General features: G+C 75.3%; 16 protein-coding genes, 1 rRNA gene and 1 pseudogene. 5 read left to right on the top strand and 13 right to left on the bottom strand.

The genetic code is table 11. From position 1 onward, the window contains the following. A 16S ribosomal RNA gene (locus GTY84_RS28125) occupies nucleotides 1-122 on the bottom strand; the annotation flags it as partial. A 551-nt stretch (nucleotides 123-673) separates the two neighbouring features. Here GTY84_RS28125 and GTY84_RS28120 point away from each other — a divergent pair. Further along, nucleotides 674-1,123, top strand: coding sequence for a PTS glucose transporter subunit IIA (locus GTY84_RS28120; protein WP_161229215.1), 450 nt, complete (start codon nucleotides 674-676; stop codon nucleotides 1,121-1,123). A 77-nt stretch (nucleotides 1,124-1,200) separates the two neighbouring features. Then, on the top strand, nucleotides 1,201-2,871 hold the full coding sequence (gene ptsP / locus GTY84_RS28115) for a phosphoenolpyruvate--protein phosphotransferase (protein WP_161229214.1): 1,671 nt from the start codon (nucleotides 1,201-1,203) through the stop codon (nucleotides 2,869-2,871). 77 nt (nucleotides 2,872-2,948) lie between these two features. Here ptsP and GTY84_RS28110 read toward each other — a convergent pair whose 3' ends face one another. Both GTY84_RS28110 and GTY84_RS28105 read right to left on the bottom strand, forming a co-directional pair. Beyond that, nucleotides 2,949-3,836 (bottom strand): hypothetical protein, encoded by an 888-nt coding sequence (locus tag GTY84_RS28110; RefSeq protein ID WP_161229213.1) that lies wholly within the window; start codon nucleotides 3,834-3,836, stop codon nucleotides 2,949-2,951. 141 nt (nucleotides 3,837-3,977) lie between these two features. Further along, complete coding sequence (locus GTY84_RS28105) at nucleotides 3,978-5,945, bottom strand: acetoacetate--CoA ligase (RefSeq protein ID WP_161229212.1); 1,968 nt, start codon at nucleotides 5,943-5,945, stop codon at nucleotides 3,978-3,980. A 214-nt stretch (nucleotides 5,946-6,159) separates the two neighbouring features. Between GTY84_RS28105 and GTY84_RS28100 the strand changes: the two genes are divergently transcribed. Further along, nucleotides 6,160-8,532: a glycoside hydrolase family 31 protein gene (locus GTY84_RS28100; RefSeq protein ID WP_161229211.1), complete on the top strand. Its 2,373-nt coding sequence runs from the start codon at nucleotides 6,160-6,162 to the stop codon at nucleotides 8,530-8,532. Between the two features lie 24 nt (nucleotides 8,533-8,556). Here GTY84_RS28100 and GTY84_RS28095 read toward each other — a convergent pair whose 3' ends face one another. Continuing rightward, on the bottom strand, nucleotides 8,557-9,090 hold the full coding sequence (locus GTY84_RS28095) for an NUDIX domain-containing protein (RefSeq protein ID WP_161229210.1): 534 nt from the start codon (nucleotides 9,088-9,090) through the stop codon (nucleotides 8,557-8,559). A 361-nt stretch (nucleotides 9,091-9,451) separates the two neighbouring features. Here GTY84_RS28095 and GTY84_RS28090 point away from each other — a divergent pair, with 361 nt between their 5' ends. Further along, nucleotides 9,452-9,967, top strand: a complete 516-nt coding sequence (locus GTY84_RS28090; RefSeq protein WP_161229209.1) for a GNAT family N-acetyltransferase — start codon at nucleotides 9,452-9,454, stop codon at nucleotides 9,965-9,967. A 72-nt stretch (nucleotides 9,968-10,039) separates the two neighbouring features. Here GTY84_RS28090 and GTY84_RS28085 read toward each other — a convergent pair whose 3' ends face one another. The 5 genes from GTY84_RS28085 to GTY84_RS28065 all read right to left on the bottom strand — a co-directional run bounded on the left by GTY84_RS28085 (nucleotide 10,040) and on the right by GTY84_RS28065 (nucleotide 15,017). Further along, nucleotides 10,040-10,528 (bottom strand): N-acetyltransferase, encoded by a 489-nt coding sequence (locus GTY84_RS28085; RefSeq protein WP_161229208.1) that lies wholly within the window; start codon nucleotides 10,526-10,528, stop codon nucleotides 10,040-10,042. A gap of 307 nt (nucleotides 10,529-10,835) precedes the next feature. Beyond that, entirely contained in the window at nucleotides 10,836-11,441 is a 606-nt protein-coding gene (locus GTY84_RS28080; protein WP_161229207.1) for an ATP/GTP-binding protein, read from the bottom strand. 37 nt (nucleotides 11,442-11,478) lie between these two features. After that, on the bottom strand, nucleotides 11,479-11,874 hold the full coding sequence (locus GTY84_RS28075; RefSeq protein WP_161229206.1) for a DUF742 domain-containing protein: 396 nt from the start codon (nucleotides 11,872-11,874) through the stop codon (nucleotides 11,479-11,481). Nucleotides 11,875-11,883: 9 nt separating this feature from the next. After that, a complete protein-coding gene (locus GTY84_RS28070; RefSeq protein ID WP_161229205.1) occupies nucleotides 11,884-12,318 on the bottom strand; it encodes a roadblock/LC7 domain-containing protein in 435 nt (144 codons plus the stop codon). Then, on the bottom strand, nucleotides 12,315-15,017 hold the full coding sequence (locus GTY84_RS28065) for a nitrate- and nitrite sensing domain-containing protein (protein WP_161229204.1): 2,703 nt from the start codon (nucleotides 15,015-15,017) through the stop codon (nucleotides 12,315-12,317). Before GTY84_RS28065 ends, GTY84_RS28070 begins: the two co-directional genes overlap by 4 nt. Before the next feature lie 418 nt (nucleotides 15,018-15,435). Between GTY84_RS28065 and GTY84_RS28060 the strand changes: the two genes are divergently transcribed. Then, entirely contained in the window at nucleotides 15,436-15,906 is a 471-nt protein-coding gene (locus GTY84_RS28060; RefSeq protein WP_161229203.1) for a hypothetical protein, read from the top strand. Nucleotides 15,907-16,184: 278 nt separating this feature from the next. On the opposite strand, the gene GTY84_RS28055 is transcribed toward GTY84_RS28060, so the two are convergent. The 4 genes and pseudogenes from GTY84_RS28055 to GTY84_RS28040 form a co-directional block, all read right to left on the bottom strand. Beyond that, nucleotides 16,185-20,840 carry a hypothetical protein gene (locus tag GTY84_RS28055; protein WP_161229202.1) on the bottom strand — a complete coding sequence of 1,552 codons (4,656 nt, stop codon included), beginning with the start codon at nucleotides 20,838-20,840 and terminating at the stop codon, nucleotides 16,185-16,187. Between the two features lie 274 nt (nucleotides 20,841-21,114). Then, nucleotides 21,115-21,996: pseudogene (locus GTY84_RS28050) on the bottom strand (hypothetical protein); the annotation flags it as partial. Further along, nucleotides 21,993-22,325, bottom strand: coding sequence for a hypothetical protein (locus GTY84_RS28045; RefSeq protein ID WP_161229200.1), 333 nt, complete (start codon nucleotides 22,323-22,325; stop codon nucleotides 21,993-21,995). The pseudogene GTY84_RS28050 and the gene GTY84_RS28045, both read right to left, overlap by 4 nt. Next, nucleotides 22,322-23,848: a hypothetical protein gene (locus GTY84_RS28040; protein ID WP_161229199.1), complete on the bottom strand. Its 1,527-nt coding sequence runs from the start codon at nucleotides 23,846-23,848 to the stop codon at nucleotides 22,322-22,324. The genes GTY84_RS28045 and GTY84_RS28040 overlap by 4 nt, the downstream gene beginning before the upstream one ends. Between the last annotated feature and the right edge of the window lie 11 nt (nucleotides 23,849-23,859).

The following is a 23,859-nucleotide window of genomic DNA, read 5'->3' as shown; positions in this document are numbered from 1 at the left end:
TGCCCACGTGTTACTCACCCGTTCGCCACTAATCCCCGCCCGAAAGCGGTTCATCGTTCGACTTGCATGTGTTAAGCACGCCGCCAGCGTTCGTCCTGAGCCAGGATCAAACTCTCCGTGAATGCTTTTCACGGGAGCGGAACAACCGGAGGAATAGTCCGGTCGTTCACAGCGTCCTCGCTGTGTGTTTCAAAGGAACCTCAACCCGGTCGGAGATCCGATCAGGTCGGGGTATCAACATATCTGGCGTTGACTTTTGGCACGCTGTTGAGTTCTCAAGGAACGGACGCTTCCTTCGTACTCACCCGAGAAGTCATTTCTCGCGGCTTTCCTCCGGGCGCTTCCCTTCGGTGTTTCCAACACTACCAGGCTTTTCCGGGGCCTCCGACCACCGCCCCCAGGGCATGGCTGAGCCGATCCGGAGTTAGGATCTGGCGGGTTGGGTACCTGTCGGAGCAGGACGCTTCGCTCGCGCCCCTCAGCCCCAGGCAGGACTAGCGACAGTACACGGACCTCGGGAACGGGTGCAAATCGATGAGGACTGTGGTCTAGACCTCTATTCGGGAGCATTCATACGGAACCGTCTGTTCCTATGACATACCCTGCTGCACAGTGTGCCGTCCGGGACAGGTAGTGACGGCCCGTAAGGATCTCCACCCCTGGGAGGCTTCCCATGACCACCGTGTCGTCCCCGCTCGCCGGACGCGCCATCGGACTGGCCGCCGTGCCCGACCCGGTCTTCTCCGGGGCCATGGTCGGCCCCGGTACCGCCATCGACCCCGTACGCGAGCCCTCCGAGGCCGTCTCACCCGTGGACGGGGTCATCGTCTCCCTCCACCCCCACGCCTTCGTCGTCGTCGACGAGAGCGGCCACGGGGTGCTGACCCACCTCGGCATCGACACCGTCCAGCTCAACGGCGAGGGTTTCGAGCTGCTGGTGGGCAAGGGCGACACCGTCGCCCGCGGCCAGAGCGTGGTGCGCTGGGACCCGGCCGCCGTCGAGGCCGCCGGCAAGTCGCCGATCTGCCCCGTCGTGGCCCTGGAGGCGACCGCCGAGGCCCTGTCCGAACTCCGCGAGGACGGCGAGGTCAAGGCCGGCGAGGCCCTCTTCCTCTGGAGCTGACACCGACGCCGTCCCCGACGGCCGGCACCACAACCACCGCGGCGGCCGGGCCCGCCGCACTATCGGAGACGGGTGAGATGGAGACAACGCTGCGAGGCGTCGGTGTGAGCCACGGTGTGGCGATCGGCGAGGTACGGCACATGGGGACCGCGGTGCTGGAGCCGCCGGCCAAGCGGATCGCTCCCGAGGACGCGGAGCACGAGCAGGGGCGGGCCCGCAAGGCCGTGGACGCCGTCGCCGCCGATCTGACGGCGCGCGGGAACCTGGCGGGCGGCGAGGCCCAGGCGGTTCTGGAGGCCCAGGCCCTGATGGCCCAGGACCCGGAGCTGATGGCCGACGTGGAGCGGCGGGTCACCGCCGGCAGCACCGCGGAGCGCGCCGTCTACGACGCCTTCGCCGCCTACCGGGACCTGCTGGCCGCCGCCGGGGAGTACCTGGCGGGCCGCGTGGCCGACCTGGACGACGTGCGCAACCGCATCGTCGCCCGGCTCCTCGGCGTGCCGATGCCCGGCGTGCCGGACAGCGACGAGCCGTATGTGCTGGTCGCGCGGGACCTGGCGCCCGCCGACACGGCGCTGCTGGACCCGGCCCTGGTGCTCGGCTTCGTCACCGAGGAGGGCGGGCCGACCAGTCACAGCGCCATCCTGGCCCGTGCCCTGGGCGTGCCGGCCGTGGTGGCGCTGCCGCGCGCCGGTGAGCTGCCCGAGGGCACCGTGATCGCTGTCGACGGCGGCAGCGGCGAGATCCTCGTGAACCCGAGCGACGAGGAGCGGGCGCGGCTGGAGGCCGTGGCCGCCGAGCGCAGGGCGGCGCTGTCCGCGGCGACCGGGCCGGGCGCGACCTCGGACGGTCACAAGGTGCCGCTGCTGGCGAACGTCGGCGGCCCGGCGGACGTGCCGGCGGCGGTGGCGGCCGGGGCGGAGGGCGTCGGGCTGTTCCGCACCGAGTTCCTGTTCCTGGACGACAGCGCGAGCGCGCCGTCCGAGGAGAAGCAGATCGCCGCCTACCGGCAGGTGCTGGAGGCGTTCCCGGAGAGCCGGGTGGTGGTGCGGGTCCTGGACGCGGGCGCCGACAAGCCGCTGGACTTCCTCACCCCGGCCGACGAGCCGAACCCGGCGCTGGGCGTGCGCGGCCTGCGGTCGCTGCTGGACCACCCGGAGGTGCTGCGCACCCAGCTCACGGCGCTGGCGAAGGCCGCCGAGGGGCTGCCGGTGTACCTGGAGGTCATGGCGCCGATGGTGGCCGACCGCACCGACGCCAAGGCGTTCGCGGACGCCTGCCGGGAGGCCGGGCTGAGGGCGAAGTTCGGTGCCATGGTGGAGATCCCGTCGGCCGCGCTGCGGGCCCGCTCGATCCTCCAGGAGGTCGAGTTCCTGTCGCTGGGCACGAACGACCTGGCGCAGTACACCTTCGCCGCGGACCGCCAGGTCGGCGCGGTGTCCCGGCTCCAGGACCCGTGGCAGCCCGCGCTGCTGGACCTGGTCGCGGTGTCCGCCGAGGCGGCGAAGGCCGAGGGCAAGAGCTGCGGTGTCTGCGGCGAGGCGGCCTCGGATCCGCTGCTGGCGTGTGTGCTGGCCGGTCTGGGGGTCACCTCGCTGTCCATGGGCGCCGCCTCGCTCCCCTATGTCCGGGCGGAGCTGGCGAAGTACACGCTGGCCCAGTGCGAGCGGGCCGCGGCGGCGGCGCGGGCGCAGGACAGCGCCGAAGACGCGCGGGAGGCGGCCCGGGCGGTGCTGTCCGGCGGTTAGAGCGGCGGTGTCTTCCGCCGCCGAGTGCTGTCCTGGCGAGGGGCGCCCCACCCACGGGTGGGGCGCCCCTCGTCCGTTCAGTGGTGGTGGCCCGGCGGGTCCGGGTCCTCGCCGAGGTCGGGCGGGGCGCAGTAGTCGACGTTGGACTCGGGGGCGATCAGCTCGCCGGACTCGGCGTCGGTGCAGTAGGCGTCGAAGACCTCGCCGGCGGTGAGGGGCTGGAGGCCGGGGCCGCGCAGCCGCCAGCCGTGGATGCGGTCGGGGCGGCCGGGGGTGGTGGCGCGGAGGACGAGGCCGCCGGGGCTGTGGGTGGCCAGCCCGAGGGCCAGGACGCTGGTGAATTCGAGGACCTCGGCCTCGTCGAGGCGCGGGGGGCCGGCGGCGGCCTCGGTGTGGAGGACGGAGACGAGGTTCTCCGGGGCGCCCTGGATGCTGCAGACGAGGTGCTTGCGGCCGGGCGGGGCGGTTTCGAGGATGCGCAGGAGCAGGTGCGAGGCGCGGACGAAGGCGGCCCGGCCGAGGTCCTCGCCGCAGGTGGCGCAGGGGCCGAGGCGGTCGAGCAGGGTCGCCGCGTACTCCTGGGTGGCCCGCCGGACGGCTTCGCCGACGAGGGCGGGGAGCAGTTCGGCCAGCGGCTGGCCCTCGTAGGGGACGGTGGGTCCGGTGCAGGCCAGTTCGGCGGTGAAGCGGGTCCGGCTGGCGGGGGCGTCGGGGTCGAGTCCGGTGGTGGAGCAGAACCAGGCGTACTCCTCCGGGTCGAAGAGGGCGACGTTGGTGTGGCTGCCCCGGGATGCCCGGTCCCTGAGGAGGGCCTCGACGTTCCGGAGGTAGGCGGTGTGGTCGTGGAAGGTGAAGCTGCGGTAGTGCCGCATGGCGCGGAAGTCGTGCTCGTCGGTGAGCAGTCCGATGGTGCCGGCGATCTCGCGGCGCAGGACGCGTCGCGTGGTCCGGTCGGTGTCCGCCATGGTGTCCCCCTGTGCGCGGTCGATCGATGCTCACTCACCGTAACCGGGGGCACTGACAACGGGGGCCGGGCAATGGGGTCCGGGCAGCGGGGCGGGCGGACCGGCCGCGGGTTCGGGCGGCCGGTCCGGAGGGGTGAGGGGTCAGGCGCGTTCGCGGGCGAGCTTCTCGTAGAAGTGGAGGAGGGCCAGGTCGTCGACGGAGCCGGGGTTGACGGCCTTCTCCAGCGGGGTGCCCTGGAGGATCCGTTTGACGGGGACCTCGATGCGCTTGCCGGTGAGCGTGTGCGGTACGCCGGGGACCTCGATGACCTCGTCGGGGACGTGGCGGGGGGAGAGCTGCTCGCGGATGGTGAGCCTGATGCGGCGGAGCAGGTCATCGTCGAGCCGGGCGCCGGGGGCGAGGTGGACGAACAGGGGCATCCAGTAGTCGCCGTCGGGCTGTTCGACGCCGATGACGAGGGACTCCCGGATCTCGGGCAGCCGCTCGACGGCCTCGTAGATGTCGGCCGAGCCCATGCGGACGCCCTGGCGGTTGAGCGTGGAGTCGGAGCGGCCGTGGATGACGACGGAGCCGCGGGACGTCAGGGTGATCCAGTCGCCGTGCCGCCAGACGCCGGGGTAGGTGTCGAAGTAGCTGTCGTGGTAGCGGCTGCCGTCGGGGTCGTTCCAGAAGCGGACCGGCATGGAGGGCATGGGGTTGGTGACGACGAGTTCGCCGACCTCGTCGACGAGGGGGTTGCCGTCGGGGTCCCAGGACTGGAGGTCGGTGCCGAGGCCGGGGGCCTGGAGCTCGCCGATGTGGACGGGGAGGGTGGGGACGGCCCCGGCGAAGCAGGAGCAGACGTCGGTGCCGCCGCTGACGGAGGCGATCCAGAGGTCGGCGCGCACCTCGTCGTGCAGCCAGCGGAAGCCGTCGGGCGGCAGCGGGGAGCCGGTGGTGGCGACGCAGCGGACGGTGGAGAGGTCGTGGTCGCGGCCCGGGTGGACGCCGGCCTTGCGGCAGGCCATGACGTAGGCGGCGGAGGTGCCGTAGAGGGTAGCGCCGGTGGCTTCGGCGATGCGCCACTGGGCGCCGGTGTCGGGGTGGCCGGGGCTGCCGTCGTAGAGGACGATCGTGGTGCCGGTGAGCAGGCCGGAGACGAGGAAGTTCCACATCATCCAGCCGGTCGAGGTGTACCAGAAGAAGCGGTCGCCGGGCCCGAGGTCGCAGTGCAGGCCGAGTTGCTTGAGGTGTTCGACGAGGATGCCGCCCTGGGACTGGACGATGGCCTTGGGCAGGCCGGTGGTGCCGGAGGAGTAGAGCACCCACAGGGGGTGGTCGAAGGGGACCTGCTCGAAGTCGGGCTCCGTGTCGGCCGCGGTGAGGGCCGCCCACTCCAGGGTGCCCTCGGGCGCCGGGGTGCCGAGGAGCGGGATGTGGACGACGGCGCGCAGGGTGGGCAGTTCACGGCGCAGCTCGGCGACGGTGTCGTGGCGCTCGTGGCGCTTGCCGCCGTAGTGGTAGCCGTCGACGGCGAACAGGACGACGGGTTCGACCTGTTGGAAGCGGTCGAGGACGCTGCGGGCGCCGAAGTCGGGGGCGCAGGAGGTCCAGACGGCGCCGACGGCGGCGGCGGCCAGGAGGGCGACGACGGCCTCGGGGATGTTCGGGAGGTAGCCGCTGACCCGGTCGCCGGGGCGGACGCCGAGGGCCCGCAGCTCGGCGGCGAGGGAGCCGACCCGGCGGCGCAGTTCGGCCCAGGTGACGGGGTGCGGGCCGTGGGATTCGTCGAGGTGCAGCAGCGCGGGTTCGTCCGGGCGGGTGGCGGCGGCGCGCAGGGCGTGCTCGGCGTAGTTGAGGGTGGCGCCGGGGAACCACTGGGCGCCGGGCATGGCGCGGTCGCCCAGCACGGCGGTGGGGGGCGTGGAGAACCGCACGTCGAACCACTGGGTGAGCGCCTCCCAGAAGGCGTCCAGCCGCTCGACGGACCAGCGGTGCAGGGCCGGGTAGCCGCCGCCGTCGGGGGCGCCGTGGTGTTCGGCCGCCCAGGCCTGGAACCGGGTGATCCGGGCGTCGGCGATCCGCCTCGGGTCGGGCTGCCAGAGCGGCTGGGGGTTCTCGGTGGGCATGGTGGGGGCTCCCGGACTGTGCGCGTCGTGTGCGTCCATCCGCGCACGGGCGGAGTGAGCGCGTGACGCGGCTGACAGGGACGATGCCATGTGATCGACTTCAGCACCAGGGCGCATCCCGCACACCTGGCGGCGGCCGGATGTGGGCCGGTGGCAGATGAACGGCAGTTGAACGGGTCCCGCGAACGGCGCGGCGGATGGCAGGGTGAGCGGCATGAACGGTCGTGACCTGGTGCGTTCAATGAGGGCGGTCGGCTCGGCGGGTCCGGCGCTGGGCTGGCGGACCGCGCGGGCGGCGTGGCGCGGACGGCGCGCCGACGCGCTGCTTCCGGGGCCCCGGGGCACGGAGCGGGCCCGGGTGCCGGGGGCGGTGCGGGGCGCGGAGCCAGGGCCCGGGGGCGGGGTGGTGCGGTTCGGGCGCGCGTGGCTGCGGATCTTCGTGGCGGTGAACGGGGCGGTGTTCTGGGGGTGGGACGGGGCCGGGCCGGAGCCGTCGTACGCGGTGGCGGGCCGGTGTCCGGAGCCGGATCCCCGGGCGGTGCTGGAGCCGGACAAGGACGGCGGCTGGCGGGTGGTGGCCGAGCGGGTGACGGTGGCCGTGTGCCGTCGGGGCTCCGTCGAGGTGCGCACTCCGGGCGGTGTGGTGCTGCGCCGGGAGCTGCCGCCCCGGTGGTGGGAGCCGGTGGGCGGCGGTGCGGCGCGCTGGACTCAGCGGTCGGAGGTGGCGGCGGACGCCCGGTTCTTCGGGCTCGGGGGGTGGCCCCGGGGGCCCCGGCTGCGGGACGGCGCGTACCGGCTGTGGAACGCGGATCCGGAGCCGGGCCGCGGGGGCGGGGCGGCGTCGGTGACGATGCCGGTGCAGTTGGTGGTGGCGGACGCGGGGACGCACCTGGTGTTCCACGACTGCGGGTGGGACGGCACGGTGACCCTGCGGGAGGGCGAGGAGGGGGCGGGTTCGGGGCACGACCGGCCGGGGCGGAGCGTGCTGCGGATGGCGGGCGGTCCGCTGCGCTGCTGGGCGGTGGTGGGGACGCCGGCCCGGGTGCTGCGGATCTGGGCGTCGCTGACGGGGGCGGCGGCGCTGCCGCCGGTGTGGGCGCTGGGCCATCAGCACGCGCTGGGGGGCGCGGGGGGCGAGGCGGAGGTGCGGCGGGCCGTGGCCGGGCACCTGGGGCGGGGGCTGGCGCTGGACGCGGTGCATCTGGGCCTCGGGCACGCGGGCGGGGGCGGGGTGTTCACGGTCGACGGGGAGCGGTTCCCGAAGCCGTCGGCGCTGGCGGAGGAGTTGCGGCGGGACGGGGTGCGGCTGGTGTCGGCCGTGGTGCCGGGGGTGCCGGCGGTGCCCGGGCACGCGGTGTACGACGACGGGGCGGCCGGGGACGTGTTCGTGCGGGGCGCCGCCGGGGAGGTCGTGCGGGGGGTGGGGCGCGGCGGTGAGGTGGTGTTCCCGGACTTCACGCGGGAGGGGGTGCGCGCCTGGTGGGGCGGCTTCTACGCGGAGCGGCTGGGGCAGGGTTTCGCGGGGGTGCGGCACGACGGTGACGAGCCGGTGTCGCCGGCCGCGTTCGGCGGGGCGACGCTGCCGCGCTCGGCCCGGCACGGGCTGGAGGGGCGGGGCGGGGACCACCGGGAGGCGCACAACGTCTACGCCCTGTGCATGGCGCGGGCCGGGTACGAGGCGTTGCGGCGGCTGGCTCCGGAGGAGCGGCCGTTCGTGCTGTCGCGCTCGGGGTGGGCGGGAACGCAGCGCTACGGCGGGGTGTGGTCGGCGGCGCCCGCCGAGGGCTGGCCGGGGCTGCGGGCGTCGCTGGCGCTGGTGCTGGGGCTCGGGCTGTGCGGGGTGCCGTACGCGGGGCCGGACGCGGGCGGCACCGGCGGGCGGATGTCGCCGGAACTGTATCTGCGGTCGCTGCAGCTCGGCGCGTATCTGCCGCTGTTCCGCACCCGGGGGGCGGGGCCGGGGGCCGGTGAGCCGTGGGAGGGCGACGCACGGGTGCTGGAGGGGGCGCGGACGGTGTTCGCCGAGCGGCGGCGGCTGCTGCCGTACTTCGTGGCGCTGGCGCACGGGGCGCGGCGGACGGGGGCGCCCTGGGTGCGTCCGCTGTGGTGGTCGGCGCCGGAGGACCGGGAACTGCGGGACTGCGAGGACGCGTTCACGCTGGGCGACTGCCTGCTGGTGGCGCCGGTGTGCGAGCCGGGCGTGGAGCGGCGGTCGGTGCGGCTGCCCCGGGGGCGCTGGTACGACACGGCGACGGAGCGGGTGTACGAGGGGCCGGTGCGGGTGGCGGTGGACGCCCCGCCGGACCGGATCCCGGTGTTCGCGCGGGCGGGGTCGGTGGTGCCGGTGCGCGGGGCGGACGGCGGGCTGGAGCTGGAGGTGTGGGCGCCCGCCCCGGGGCTGGCCGGGGGCGGGCTGGTGGTGCCGGACGCGGGCGGCGGGCGGGACGGGGCGGAGCCGGAGCGCTACGCCGCCCGCTGGCGGGGCCGGCGGCTGGTGGTGGAGCGGGAGGACGGGGACGGCGGCCGCGCGCCGTCCCGTCCGGTGCGGGTGCGGGGGCTGGGTCCGGACGGGGCGGCCGCCCGGTAGCGGCCCGCCGCCGGACCGGCCCGCTCAGTAGCGGCCCTCGAACCAGGCCCGTACGGCCAGGGTGTGCAGGGGGAAGGCGAGTTCCGCGGGTTCGCGCAGGATGTGGCGGCCCTCGGTCTCGTCGGTGGGGGCCGAGGGGGGCAGGGCGTCGGCGGGGCGTTCCGGGAGGAGCCCGAAGACGAGCAGATGGCCTTCGGGGGAGCTCATGGCGTCGGCGAGCCGTACGTCGCGGCCCGCCGCCTCGATGCCGGTCTCCTCCCGGAGCTCCCGGACGACGGCGTGCCGCCAGTCCTCCCGTTCGTCGACGTAGCCGCCGGGCAGGGCCACTCCCCCGCGCTCGGGCTCCACGGACCGGGTGATGACGACCAGGCCGGTGCCCCGGGTGTCGTACACGGGCTGGAGCGCCACCGCGACGGGCAGCGGGTTGCGGTAGGCGGTGGTGCCGCACCCGGCGCAGGTGCGGGGGCTGCCTGTGTCGCCCTCTCCGTAGGGCGTGCCGCAGGCCGAACAGTGGGAATTCGGCGCGGAGTTGGGAACGGAGTCTTCGGTTTCGGACACGCGGCGGACTGTATCCGATCTCCGGTCCGGGAGCCGCCGGGGGTCCTGCGGACGGGGTGCGCGGGCGGAGTGGCGGGGCGTGGTGCCCGGGTGGGCGGGACCGCCCGTTGGGTGCCGGGGCGGCCGGGTCCGCGCGCGGCGGGGCCGGGCGGGGGCTCCGCGCCGGTCGGGCGGCCGTCCACCCTGCGGGGCGGTACGGCGGCGGGGCTCCGGAAGCGGTGGAGGCAGGGGCGTCGGGATCAACACACGGGCGTGGAGGCCTTGGAGCGCCACGCCGTCGGCGCGGATGCGGCTCGGGCAGCCGCCTCATCGGGGACCGGCGACGCCCGGCCGGCCCCGTACGTTGTGAGAGGATCACGGCATGACCGGCCGACGCCGTGCCGCCACCCCGTCCCACCGGCCCTTTGCCGAACCGGTCCGGCTCGACCTGTCCGATCCCGGCACCCTGCGTCGTCTGTGGGACCTTCAGCGGGCCTCCTACGCGGTCGAAGCCCGGCTCATCGGTTTCGACGGCATCCCTCCCCTGCACGAGTCCCTTGAGCGGTTGCGCGCATGCGGCGAGTCCTTCCTCGGGGTTCGCGACGGGTTGGGGCTTGTCGGAGCGGTCGCCTGGACCCGCTCGCAGAACGGTGCTCTGGACATCTGCCGCCTCGTGGTCCATCCCGACGCGCATCGCCGCGGCGTCGCAACGGCACTGCTCGACGCCCTGGATTCGATCGAGCCCGCGGAACTGACCGTCGTCTCCACCGGAACCGCCAACCTTCCCGCGGTCGCGCTCTATCGTCGGCGCGGATTCCTGCCGGTCGGCGAGCGCCGGATCGCGCCCGGTGTCGCGGTCACGCTGCTGGAACGCAGAACGCATCGGCAACTGCCTTAGGGCGCCCGGATCTGACGGCACCACGGCCCGGGATGCCGCGTCCGCCGAGGGATCACGCGAAGGCCACCGGGCCTATGCGAGTTCCTTCCGCATCAACGTGCACATCGTCTCGTGGCGGCGCAACGACCCGTCAGGCGCCCGCTCGTCCCACGAGTCCGGCTGACGGCCGTACGCGACGTAGCCCAGCCTTTCGTACAGCGCACGCGCCCGGAGGTTGCTCTCCTCCACACCGAGTTCGGCCCGCCGCAGACCGCGGGTCCTGATCCGCAGTTCCGCGGCTTCGACAAGGAACGTGCCGATCCCGCAGGACTGCAGTGCGGGGTGGACCGCCAGCTGCCACAGAGTGCCGGCCCCCTTCCTGACCCGGTAGTCGACACCGCCCTTCGCCACGGGGATGTCCGTCGCGGGGCATACCGCGAGGTAGTCGACCTCGCCGGCCCGGACACGTTCCAACTGCCGGGCGACGCCCGCCAGGTGGTGGTCGGAGCCTGCCCACCCGCACGACGCCAGGTCCGCGTGCACCAGGTCACGGACTGCCAGCCGCAACACAACGCTGATCATCTTCAGTGCCTCCGGAGAGTCGGCATCCATGCGCCACCGCGACCGGCCGGCAGTCGGGATGTCCTTCCTGTCTCTGGTGTGATCACGGCGTCCGAGCCATCCCGGACGGCCCCGTTCACCGGGCTGGGCCCCGCCGCGGTTCGACCGGGAGGGTCACCGCCCTCGCGACACCGTCGAGCGCTGCTCCGACCGGCTCGGGAACCACCGCGGCACCGCCACCCGGTACGGCAGGACCGCCGCCTCCCACGAGGCAGCGGCCCCTCTCCCCCCGATCCCGCTCCGGGCAGGACCCGCTGGAGGACGCGCCCTAGCGGGAGAGGGCCCGGCGCCGCTCCGCCGCCTGGGCCATGGCGTGCTCCACCACTCCGATGAGGACCTCCTTGGCCGACTCCCGGTCGCGGGCGTCGCACAGCACCAGGGGCACGGCCGGGTCGAGGTCCAGCGCCTGGCGGACCATGTCCTCGGGGTAACGGGCTGAGTCCTCGAAGCAGTTGACGGCCACGAGGAACGGGATGGCACGCCGTTCGAAGTAGTCGACGGCCGCGAAGCAGTCCTCCAGGCGGCGGGTGTCGGCGAGGACGACGGCGCCGAGGGCGCCCTCGGACAGCTCGTCCCACATGAACCAGAACCGCTCCTGGCCGGGCGTGCCGAACAGGTACAGCACCAGGTCCTCGCGGAGCGTGATGCGGCCGAAGTCCATGGCCACGGTGGTGGTGTGCTTGCGCTCCACCCCGCTGAGGTCGTCGACCGGGCGGCTCACCTCGGTGAGCAGCTCCTCGGTGCGCAGCGGCCTGATCTCGCTGACCGCGCCGACGAGGGTGGTCTTGCCCACGCCGAAGCCGCCCGCCACCAGGATCTTGAGCGTCACGGGCTCGACCGGCGGCCTGCCCCGCTGAGAACGCCCGAACCTCATGCGATCCCGTCTCCTGTTCGTAGAGTCCCTGAGTCGTTCACAGCGCCCTCAGACCGTTGATCACATCGCGCAGGACGCTCTCGTCGGGCAGTTCGGCCGGGGGCACGGGCCGGTTCACGTGCACCAGCTCCGCGTCGACCAGATCGCCGACCAGGACCCGCACGACCCCGACGGGGAGGTCGAGTTCGGCGGCGAGTTCGGCGACCGACTGCGGCGTCTCCCGGCACAGTCCGGCGATGTCCACGTGTTCCGGTGAGAGTGTGGCATCCGCTTCCGCGTTGTCCGCGGCGGGTTCCGCGACGACCACCGCGATCAGGTCGAGGCGGTGCTGGGCCGCACTGGTGGTGCGGCCCCGGGTCATGGCGTACGGACGGACGACGGGGCCTGCCTCGTCGTCGAACCAGTGGTGTCTTCCCTGACCGTCTGCACTCATGTCATCCCACTACCCGCCCGAGGGCGGGTCGGTGCGCGGGGAGGTGGCCAGATGCGCGCCGACCCGTTTGACGAGGAGGGTCATCTCGTAGGCGACCTGGCCCACGTCGGAGTCGGCGTCGGAGAGGACGGCGAGGCAGCTCCCGTCGCCCGCGGCGGTCACGAACAGGAAGGCGTCGTCGAGTTCGACGACCGTCTGCCGCACGCTCCCGGCGTCGAAGTGGCGGCCCACGCCCTTGGCGAGGCTGTGGAACCCGGAGGCCACGGCGGCCAGGTGCTCGCCGTCCTCCCTCGTCAGGTCCTCGGACGTGCCGGTCGCCAGTCCGTCGCCGGACAGGATGACGGCCTTGCGGATGCTGGCGACGCGGTCCACCAGCTCGTCGAGCAGCCAGTTCAGCTCACCGGATTTCGCGCCGGCGTGGCCGGTCGCCTTCGGTGCGGTCATCGACCGTCCCCCTTAGTCGTTCCTTGTGGTGCGTGTGGTGCCGTGGACGGTGCTTCCGGGCCACCGGGGGCCCGTGGTCCGGTGGTCCCGCCGGTGCCGCCGTCCTCGGCGTCCGCCTCTTCGGCGGCGTTCTCCTCGCGTCCGCGCCGCCAGCCGCGCTGGAGGGCGGCCATCCGGCTGCGCACCTCCTCGGCGTCCCGGTCGGCGGCCGTGGGGCCCTCCTCGGCGGGTCGCCGCGGGGTCCGCTTGAGCTGGGGGGCGAGGCTGGCCTGCCGGACGCGCCGGGGCAGCGGGTTCTCGCCGGGGTCCTCCGCGCGCACCGGGGACGGTCCCCGGCGGCGGGAGGGGAGCGACGGCGGCGCCTCGGGGTCCGGACCTTCGGCGCCCGGCCGGGTCGGGCCGGGGCGGCTGCGGTCGGGCCGGGCCGTGTCGGGCCGGGTGATGTCGGCGCGGCCGGGCTCGCCGGGTTCCTCGCGGGGCTCCCGCTCGGGCACCGGGCGGCCGTGCGAGCTGACCAGTTTGGGGGTCCGGCGGCGCGGCAGCGGGACGGGGGCGTCCGCGTCGTCGTCGGCGGCGGCCAGGGAGCGGCGCCTGCGGAACAGACCGCCCCGGTCCCCGTCGCCGCCGCCGAGGCCGTCCGGGAGGTCGTCGAGGGCGTCCAGATCGACCGGCGCCTCCAGCTCCACCGGTCCGTCCAGCGGGCCCTGGCGTCCCGAGGGGATGCCGGGGAGCGGGCCGTCGGCGCGCTCCCCGTCCTTGCCGAGCCGCGGGCGGTCCAGGCGGAAGCCGAGGCCGTTGGTGTCGGGGGCGTCGTCGGTCAGCAGCGCGTCGGGGACGAAGACGACCGCGGTGGTGCCGCCGTACGGGGAGGGCTGGAGGGAGACGCGGACGTTCTGCCGCTGGGCGAGCCGGCTGACCACGAAGAGGCCGAGCCGGTCGGTGTCCGACAGCTCGAAATCGGGGGTCTCGGCGAGCCGCAGGTTGGCGTCGAGCAGCGCGTCGGCCGCCATGCCGAGGCCCCGGTCGTGGATTTCCAGGGTGAAGCCGTTGGCGACGCGTTCCCCGAGGACCTGCACGGCGGTGTGGGGCGGGGAGAACACGGTGGCGTTCTCCAGGAGTTCGGCGACGAGGTGGGTGAGGTCGGCGACGGCGGGCCCGGTGACGGCGAGCCGGGGCAGCCGCCGGACCTCGATGCGCTCGTAGTCCTCGACCTCGGCGACGGCGGCGCGCACCACGTCCATGAGCTGGACGGGCTTGCGCCACTGCCGCGAGGGGGCCGCGCCGGAGAGGATCACCAGGCCCTCGGCGTGGCGGCGCATCCGGGTGGTCAGGTGGTCCAGGCGGAAGAGGTCCGCGAGTTCCTCGGTGTCCTCGGTGCGGCGCTCCATGGTGTCGAGCAGGGTGAGCTGCTTGTGCAGGAGCACCTGGCTGCGGCGGGCGAGGTTGACGAAGACCTCGGAGACCCCGGCGCGCAGTTCGGCCTGCTTGACGGCGGCCTCGACGGCGGCGCGCTGGAGGGTGTTCAGCGCCTGGCCGACCTCGCCCATCTCGTTGCGGTCGTACTCCAGGCGCGGGACCTCGGTCTCCACGTCGACCTGCTCGCCCGCCGACAGGCGCCGCATCACGCCGGGCAGCCGGACGCCGGACGCCTCGTGGGCCTCCAGGCGCAGCTTGCGCAGGTCCCGGATGAGGGAGCGGCCGATGCGCACGGACTGGACGAGGGAGTAGAGCAGGGCGACGAGTCCGAGGGCGCCGGCCACGACGGCCTTGAGGATGACGTTCATGGCGACCGGCTCGACGCGGTCCTGGTAGGCGTCGGCGGCATCGTCGTCGAGTCCGGCCAGTTCGGACAGCACGTCCCCGGCGGCGGTGTCCCAGCTCCGGGCGGTGACGCCGTGCGGGGTGCCGGCGCCGGAGGAGAGGGCGGCCTCCTCCGCGACGCGCAGGGGCGCCGAGGAAGCGTTCCGCCAGAAGCGCTCGTAGCGGCCCCGGTCCTTGGCGGGCAGCAGCGGCAGGTTGGTGCCGTACATCACGGTGCGCTGGGCCACGAGGTCGGAGACGTCGCGGAGTTCGGAGCGGGTGAGGCGTCCGGTGATCAGGGCGGAGCCGAGCAGGGCGTCCTCGCGGGAGAGCAGTTCGCGGGCCCGGGAGATGTTGACGAGGGCGCGGTACTGCTTGTCCAGTTCGACGTCGTTGGCTACGTGGAGGTTGGCGAGCAGCCCGAAGCAGGGTTCGATGAGGCGGTTGTAGAGGTCGAGGGCCTGGCCCCGGTCGACGGTGCCGTCCTCGACGCTGCGGCGCAGGGCGTCGATGCCGTCCAGGGCGTCGAGCAGGACGGTCAGCCGGTCGTCCTCGGTGCGGCTCAGCGCGTCGCGCACGTCGCGGACGGCGGCGTTGCGGCGGACGTCGTCGATGGCGCCGTCGGTGGCGGTGCGGCTGCGGCGCAGGTCGGTGAGGCTGCCGGAGGCGTCCGGGTCGGCGAGGTGGACGAGGGTCTGGCGGCGTTCCTGCTGGAGGACGCGGACGGTGTCCTCGACCGGATAGCCGACCTTCTCGACGACGGTCGACACCTTGAACAGGCGGCCGGCCTCGCGTCCGGTGAGCACCGTGGCGAAGGCCCAGATCGCGGTCAGGGACACCAGCGGCACGAGGAGCAGCGCCACGATCTTCCGGCGGATCGACTTCCCGCGAAAGCGCATGGCCTCCCCCTGATCGACCCCCGCCCATCAGGGGTACACATATGCGTCAACAAACGGCGCGAGCCTACTACCGACACGCGGGTAACTCGAAGACACGTCCGGAACACGAAGTTCCGCGCGGGGTGCGACCGGTGGGGAGTTGTCGGGGCATTGGGGGAGATTGCCACCCGGTATCCTGGGTTCTCCACGGGGGCGGGCGTCTCCGTTCCACCGCGCCGGTTGGCCGGAACTTTTCGCTCCGCGGACCGTCGGGAATTCCGGGGCCGCCCTGTTCGTCCTCCCTCACGGGAGACGGGGCAGAACCGGTCACAGGAGCCGCACCACGCGCCACGGCGGCGTGAGGCGGCGCGGAAGGGGCAGCCAGAGGGGGCCGGGTCCAGGGATCCGGACGAGTGGGCTGCCGGCGGTGGGGAGTGACATGTCGAGGAGCACTGCGGAACGGCGTACGGCGCCGGGCCACGAGGAGTGGTGGGAAGGACGGGCGAGCCGCTCGGCGCCCCCCCGGACGTTGTGGACGGAGGAGCCCGCCCGGCGGCACCGGCTGCCGGACCCGGTGCGTACGGCGGCGGTGCGGGCGGTGCTCATCGTGGCCGTGACGCTGATCCAGGCGATGGTGGCGTTCCTGTCCACCCTGGCCGGGGCCTGGCTGGCGTTCCCCATGGTGATCAGCAGCATCGCCGGCACGGTGGTGGCCACCTGGGCGGTCCTGGACGTCTGGGTGACCCGTCAGGTGTGGAACCAGCGCAACGGGGTGGTGTCGGTGCCGAGCAGCACCGCGCGGGCCATGCGGCGCGAGCGGCGCCGGGCACGGCGTCAGGAGCGGGCCGCCGAGCGGGCCCGGGGCCGGATACGGCGCCAGGGCGGCGCGAGCCGGCTCTCGCACTCCTGATTCCCCGCCGGACGGTGCCGGGCCCGCTGGGTCCGGCACCGTCCGTGCGTACGGCCCCGGCCCCGACGGCCGGGGCCGCGCCATGTCGCGGGGTGGCCGTGCCCGGCGCGAGCGGGGCGCCCGCGTCCTCGGTGCGGTCCGGGTCCGCGCGGGGGCGAGCGGGGCATGAGGCGTACCGGGGTCGGACCGGGGCCGGGGCCGGGGCAAAACTGACGTCCGGGCCGGGCCGGGCTCCGGGCCAGGGGCGCCCCGGGGCCGGGGGCCCGCCGGGCGGTCCGTCAGCCGGAGGCCGGGGCGGGGCGCTTGAACATCCGGGTCGCCGTGATCTCGCTGTGCACGGCCTCCCCGTCGCCCGCCGGCGCCTGCTGGGGAAGCCCGGGGCGCAGGTGCTCCTCCACGCTGATGTACTTCAGCCCGGCCCGGAGGTCCGCGTCGTTGCGCAGCCGGATCACCAGTGGGAACTCCGCGAGCGCCGTGGTGTCGAACAGCCCGGTGGTGTACAGGAGCTGGACGCCGAGCGCGTCGGACACGGCCCGCTGGAGCTCCAGCAGGTAGGTGGCGTTGGCGCGGCCGATGGGGTTGTCCAGGAACAGCGTGCCCGCGTGCCGCTGCTTGTCGCGGCCCCGGTCGTTGCTGCGCAGCGCGGCCATGGTGCAGTACAGCGCGATGGCGGCGGTGAGCAGCTGGCCGCCGGAGAAGACGTCCCCCATCTGCCCGACGGGGACGCGCTCGGCGCGCAGCACGGCGTCGGGCTTGAGGATCTCCACGGCGACGCCCTTGGGCTGCAGGGCGGCGGCGACTCCGCGCAGCAGCAGGGAGACGCCGTCGCGGCGCAGGTCGGAGTTCTTCCGCACGGCGGAGCGGGTCGCCTCGTCGACGACCTCGCCGAGGCGCTCGGTGAGCGTGGCCTGGTCGGGCTCCTCGAAGCGGATGCGCAGGAACTCCTGCCCGGACCACTCGCCGAGCCCCTCCGGCAGCCGGGACAGCCGCTGGGCGGAGCGCAGGGTGGCCAGGGCCGACTCGACCAGGCCGCGCAGCCGGTCCACGATCGAGTCGCGGTTGCGCTCCAGCTGGGCCAGTTCGTCGGTGAGGACGCGGAGCCGGGGGGCGAAGGCGTCGGCCCACTTCGCCGCGTGCTCGGGCAGCGCGGCGGCGGGCAGCTCGCGGATCTGCTGCCGGGCGGGGGTGCGGACCTGCTCGTAGCGGGTGGAGTTGGCGTGCCGGACGAGCACGTCACCGGCCTCGCGGACGGCGGCCTCGGCGGCGCTGAGGTCGGCGGCGCAGCCGCGCAGCGAGCGGCGGGCCTCGGCGGCGGCGCGCCGGGCCTCCTCCGGGCCGCCGGGGTAGGGCTCGGGCTCCTCCGCCTCCTCCTCCGCCGGGTGCTCCCGCAGCAGGTCGCGCAGGATGGCGGCGGTCTCGTCGAAGCCTCCGGCGGCTTCCTCGGCGGCGCGGTGGGCGTCGAGGAGGCCGGTGTGGGCCTCGCGGGCGCCGTCCAGTGCCCCGGTGCGGGCGGAGAGTTCGGCGGTGGCCGTGCGCAGCAGGGCCTGGGCGTGCTCGGCGTCGCGGGGCAGCAGTTCCTCGGGGAGCGCGGTGTGGGCGTCGTCGCCGTCGCCGGGGGCGAGCCGCTCGGACTCGCCGCGCAGCCGTCCGAGCCTCTCGCTGGCGCTTGACATCCGGGTCTCCAGGAGCTGCACCAGTTCCTCGGCGCGGGCGGCGGCGGCCTGCCGGGACGGCCCGTCGGAGCCGTCGGGCGATTCGAGCAACTGCCCGGCGCGGGTGCGGACCTTGTTGCTGAGCCGGTCCAGCTCCGCGAGGGCGGCGCTCTCGTCGCTCTCGGCACGGGCCTGTTCGGCGCGCAGGTCGGCGCCGACGCCGACCTTCTCGTACACCTGGGAGGCGGCCCGGTAGGCCTCGCGGAGGGCGGGCAGCGAGGTGCGGGGCCCGGCGGTGCCGTCGTCGGGCACGTCGTCGGGGGCCCCGGCGATCTCGGAGCGCTCGGCGCGCAGGGCGCGGGCGGTGCGGCGGGCGTCGTCGGCGGCGCGCTGGGCGGCGCGCCGGTCCTCGTCGGCGGCGCGGGCGGTGTCCAGGCAGACCTGGGCGCGGGCCTCGGCCTCGGCGCCGTCGTCGGCGAGTTCGCGGAGCCGGGTCTGCCAGCCGGACCGTTCGCGCAGCCGGAAGGCGAGTCCGGCGAGGGCGTCGGCGGCGCGGCGGGCCCGCTGCGCGGCGTCCTGCCGCTCGTCGCGGACGGCGGTGGTCTCGGCGGCGCTCTCGTCGGCCTCGGCGCGCAGGGTGCGGGCCCGGACCAGTTCGGCTTCGGTCTCCTCGGCGAAGGAGCGGGCGTCCTCGGCGGCGCGGGCCAGTTCGGCGAGGCGGCCTGCGGGGCAGCCGGTGCGCCAGGAGGCGAGCCGGGCGGCCAGTTCACGGTCCTTGCCGAGGCGGGCGGCGAGGGCGCGGATCTCCTCGTCGCGCCGGGTCGCCCGGGTGCGCAGGGCCCGGCGCTCCTCGTCGGCGGCGTGCTCGTCGTGCATGGCCGGGTTCGGCGGGACGAGGAAGACGTCCTCGGGTCCGGTGCCGGGTGCCGGGGTGGGGGCGAGGAGGGCGGCGGCGGTGCCGACGGCGACGGCGGAGCGCGGCAGCAGGGCCGCCTCGCCGAGGGCCTCGCGGGCGCGGGTGTGGGAGTCGGGGTCGGTGATGACGACGCCGTCGACCAGTTCGGGCCGGGCGGCCAGCACCCGGGCGTGGTCGGCGGGGTCGACGGCCTGGGCGAGGTAGCGCCAGCCGGGGAGGGCGGGGATGCCGTGCTCGCCGAGGAACTCCACGGTGGCCAGCACGTCGGGGCCGGGCGGGAGGAGTCCGCCGTCGCCGAGGGCGCCGAGGATGCGGGAGTCGTCGGCCGCGGCGGTGCGCAGGTCGAAGAGGGTCCGTTCGGCGCCGGAGACGGTGCCGTCGAGCAGCTCGCGCAGTTCGTCGGCGCAGCGGTCCAGTTCCCCGGCGGTCAGGGCGGTGCCGGACGGCCCGTGGGCCGCCGGGAGGCCGGCGGGGTCGCGGTCGGTGTCCCTGCGGGGCTGGGGGATGCCGGGGCGGGGCCCGGGGGCGAGGCCGAGCAGTTCCGCGAGCCGGTCCTCGGCGGCGAGGGCCTCGGCGGCGCGGTGCTCGGCCTGGTGGACGCGGTCGGCGGCGGTGGCGGCGTCGGCGGCGCGGGCGGCGGTGAGTTCGGCGCGGGACTCGGCGGCGGCGGCCTCGCGGGCGTGCTCGGTGGCCCGGAGGGCGGCCTCGCGGGCGGTCTCCCAGGCGGCGACGGCGCCCTTCTCGGCGTCACTGGCGGCGAGGGCGGCGCGGGCCGGGTCGGCGTCGGGGGCGCTGTCGTCGAGCCAGCCGGCGCGGACGGCCTCGGCGGTCTCCTGCTCGACCTCGGTGAGGCGCTGGCGGAGGTGGCCGGCCTCGCTGCGGGCGCGCTGGGCCTCGGTGGCGGCGGTGGTGGCGTCGCGGTGGGCGGTGTCGCTGACCTCCTGGAGGGCGGCGGACCGCTCCTCCTCCTCGTTGGCCTGCTGTTCGGCCCGCCCGGCGGCGGCGTGCAGGGCGCGGACGAGGTCGACGGCGGCCCGGGAGCGGGCGGCGAGGGCGGGGGCGGCGTCCCGCTCGGCCTCCTGGATGGCGGCGGAGACCCGGGCCACGCGGTCGGCGGCGGCGCGGTGCCGCAGCACGGCCTCGGCGGCCTGCCAGGCGGAGTGCAGGGTGCGGGCGTCGGCCAGTTCGCGCTTCTGGGCGGCAGCGGTCCTCTCGGCGGCGGCCAGGGCCAGGGAGGCGTGCCGGTAGGCGAGTTCGGCGGAGACGAGGGCGGTCCGGTCGCGGTCGGCACCGGCGTGGGTGACGGCTTGGGCGGCGGCGGTGACCCGCTGGGCGAGGTCGGCGGCCCGGGCCCGTTCGCGGGCGCCGCGGGCGGAGAGCCGGCGGGCCAGGGTCCTGGTGCGGCGTTCGGCCCCGGCGTGGACGTCGCGGGCCCGGGCGCGGGCGCCGGCGGCCTCGACGATCCGTCCGAGGAGGTCGACGGACCCGGCGGTGAAGTCCCGTTCCGCGATCAGCTCGGCGCGGCGGCCGAGCTTGCTGCCGAAGCCGCCGACGAGGTCGGCGAGGCCGTCGGTGTCCCGGGTGTCGGTGACGGCGCGCAGCAGCAGGTCGGTGAAGTCGGAGTCCTTCTTGACGGCGAAGAGGCCGGCCGCCTCTCCCTCGTCGGCGTTCATCTCGCGCTGGTAGCGGAAGAGTTCGGGGTCGAGTCCGAGGTCGCCGAGGTGCTCGGTCCAGCGCTCGTGGGTCTCCTCCCAGTGCACCTCGAGGTGCGGGTACGCCTTGTGGGCCTCGGTGAGCGCGTCGCGGAAGCCCTTCATGGTGCGCCGCCTGCCCCGGGCGCCGGAGACTCCCTCGGCGGGCGGGCGCACGGAGGTGGCCTCGGCGACGGGCAGGTTGTCCAGGGCGAGTCCGGGGCCGGGCCGGAAGGAGTACCAGGCCTCGGCGAACTTGCGGGGGTCGTTGGAGACCTGGCGGCCCCGCCATTCGCTGGCCTTGCCGACGACGACGCACTCGCCGGTCTGCACGTGCTGCCACTCCAGGGCGACGTGGCCGCAGTCGTCGGCGAGCAGGAACTTGCGCAGGACGCCGGAGCTGGCGCCGCCCAGGGTGTTGCGGTGGCCGGGCAGCATCACCGAGAAGATCAGTTTGAGCAGGACGGACTTGCCGCCGCCGTTCTCCAGGAAGAGCACGCCCGCGGGCGCGGGGCGACGCGGCGGGCCGACGGGCTCCTCAGCGAAGAACTCCGCCTGGGCGGGCGCGGGGTCGGGCACCGGCTCGCCGACGCCGCGCAGGTCGAGCACGGTGTCGGCGTAGCGCGCGCCGGCGGGCCCGATGGAGTAGAGGCGGACCCGGGACAGCTCGTACATGGCGGACTCTCGTAAGTCTTCGTGGGCGGGGTGGGGGCGGGGTGTCGGGGACGAGGGGGCGGCGGGGTCGGCAACGGGGGGGGCGGCGGGGGGCCGTTCCGGGCCGTGCCCGGGGGCGGGCCCGTCCGGGGGCCGGGGCGGTCCCGGGAGGACCGGAGCCCGGCTGCCGGGGTCTGAGCCGGCCGCCGGTCCGCGGCTCCTGTGGGCCGGTGCCCCCGGAACGCCGGTCCCCGGCCCAAAGGCCCCGGTCACCGGGCCGGGGCGGCCGGGCGGATCAGGGCGAGTGGAAGGGGAGGCCCGCGTCGGCCACCAGTTCCAGGTCCTCCGTCTCCTCGGCGGGCAACAGGGTGGCGGTGCCGTCGGTGACCGGGACGACGCCCAGCTCCAGCAGTTCGGCCATGGCGGCGGCGCCCGCCATGTCGCGCACCTGGAGCTGGTAGCGGGGGGTGGTGCGGTAGGTGCCGCCGCCCTCGTCGCCGGTGCGCTGGAGGAAGCCGGAGTCGGTGAGGAAGGCGACGGCCTTGCCGACGATGCCGGTGGTGGAGCCGGGGAGCCGCCGGGCGTCCTTGGTGGCGCCGGTGGCGCTGCGTCTGGCCCAGATCCGCCAGGCCGCCTCCAGGCCGGGGGCGTCGGTGGCCGGGTCGGTGTTCTCGCCCGCCCCCTCCGCGCGCTCCTCCAGCCGGCGGCACGCCTGGCGGACGAAGGCGTCGACGCCGTTGACGGTGACCCGGCCGATGTAGCCGTCGTCGGCGAGGTCCTCGGGGCGGGGGAAGGCGAGGGCGGCGACGGCGAGGTGGGCGAGCCCGTGCAGGAAGCGGTCACCGGCGTCGGTGGCGGCGCGGCGCGCGTAGTCGCCCATGCGGACGGCGAACACCGAGTCCTCGGCGGCGGCCACGGCCATGCCCGCGCGCGGGGACACCTCCAGGACGACGAGGCCGAGCCCGGCGGCGACGGCGTCCGCGAGGCGCGCGAAGGCCGGGTCCTCGCGGTGGCGGCGCAGCAGGTCGGCGTACTCCTGGTCGCGGGCGGGGAGCAGCTTGGGCTGGAGGCCGAAGGCGACGAGCCGCGCCGCGTCGGCGGCGTCGGCGGGCGTGACGGCCGCGGGGGCGGGTGCGGTGCCCGTCTCCGGTTCGCTCCGGTCGACGTGCTCGGTCACGGGCGGGACTCCTCGCTGCGCTGGTGCTCGTCCTGGTACTCGTCCTGGGGCCGGGGCTCGGCCCGGACGGCGTGGTGGGCCCGGGACACCGGGCGGTGCCGGGTACCGCCGCGGGCCGGGAGGCCGCCGCGGGCCGGGAGGCCGCCGCGGGCCGGGAGGCCGCCGCGGGCCGGGAGGCCGCCGCGGGCCGGGAGGCCGCCGCGGGCCGGGAGGCCGGGCTCGTCGCGGGGCGGGAGGCCGGGCTCGTCGCGGGGCGGCCGGGAAAGGAGCCGCCGGGTGGACCGGGGCTGCTCCCGGGTGCCCGATGGCGGGAGGTGGGCGCCGCTCACGCCGCCTCCGTCCGGTCGGCGGCCATGCCCGCCGCGTCCAGCAGGGCGGTGCCGACGATGAGGTCGGCGCCGCCGAACTCGGGGTCGTCCAGCTCGGTCCCGTCGTCCACGGCGAACAGCAGCTTCGGCTCGCCCTGCCGGTAGGCGGTGCCGACCGGCGGGCTGGCGGCGTGGACGGCCAGCAGGGCGACCAGATAGGGGAGGTCGGTGTCCCGGCCCCGGGCCTCGGCGAGCAGCCCGGACAGTCGGCGCGGCGCGTCGTGCGGGAGGTCGAGCAGCTCCATGGCGGCGGCCAGTTGCTCCTCGCTGAAGCGGCTGTCGTCCGGGGTGGCGATGAGGTCGGGCTCCGGCATCTCGGCACCCAGGTGCTCCCGCTCCACGGGCGGTGTGAGCAGGATGTCGACGAGGTCGCCGATCCGCACCGAGACAGGGGTGCGCAGACCGGTGCCCCGGGCGAAGAAGGCGTCGGTGACCCGGTGCGCCCGCTCCAGGGGAAGCGGCAGGACGGGGGCGACGAGGTGGCCGTAGAGGTCCAGGCCCGAGGTGGTCAGGGGGGTGGCGAAGGCCTGCCGGTCCTGCTCGGCGCGGAACAGCGGACCGGCCTCCAGCAGCCGGGACTGGAGCTGGGTGTGGCGGCGGATGCAGTCCTTGACGATGTCGACCAGTTCGGCGGCGCGGCGCTTCTGCTCGGGCTCCTCCGACTCGTCGCGGGCCTTGCGGATGTTGGTGAGGATGGCGTTCTCGTGGCGGTAGCGGTCCGCGACGTGCTCCAGGGCCTCCGCGATCATGTCCGGGACGGCGTGCAGCCAGTCGACCGCGCGGACGTTGCGGCGGGTGGCGTCCAGGGACCGGCGCAGGGTCTCGGAGTACTGCACCGTGCGGTACCTGGCCTGCTCGGCGGCGAGCTGGGCGTCGGCCAGCCGGCCGCGGCTGATCAGCACCTCCAGCTTGACCTCGGCGGCGATCTGGGCGCTGGTGACGTCCGTGTCGAGCGCGCCCACCAGGACGTTGACCGCCTCGTCGGTGGTGCGCAGGTAGACGGTGCCGCCGGGGCCGGGGACCTCCTCGATCAGCTTGAAGTCGTAGTCGCGGCGTACATAGGCGCCGTCCGCTCCGAAGGTGCCGTAGACGGCGCGGAAGCCGCGGTCGGCGCTGCCGACGTTGATCAGGTTCTCCATGACCCAGCGGGCCACCCGCTCGTGCTCGGCGGCGGGGCGCGAGGGGGCCTGGGCGGCGACGCGGGGCAGCAGGCGGGTCACTATCTGGTCGTGGTCGGCGCCGGTGTCGAAGTCCATGTTGAGCGTGACGAGGTCGATGCCCGCGAGGGCGATCTCCGCCATGCCGTACACCGAGTACTCACCGGCGAGATTCGCCTTGCGGGCGTCCAGGTCGTGCAGCGGCGCGGTGCAGGCGAGCGCGCGCAGCCGCCGCGCCAGCCCCTCGTCGGCGGCCGGTCCCGGGGCGGGGCGCGGCCCCGCGCTGAGCTGGGGCGGAACGCTGTCCGTCGGTGCAGGCGAAGTCACGGTGCACAGAC

Source organism: Streptomyces sp. SID8352 (assembly GCF_009862265.1).
Taxonomy (GTDB): Bacteria; Actinomycetota; Actinomycetes; order Streptomycetales; family Streptomycetaceae; genus Streptomyces.
Note: the sequence above shows the minus strand (reverse complement) of the source record. Positions and strands in the feature narration are given on the sequence as shown.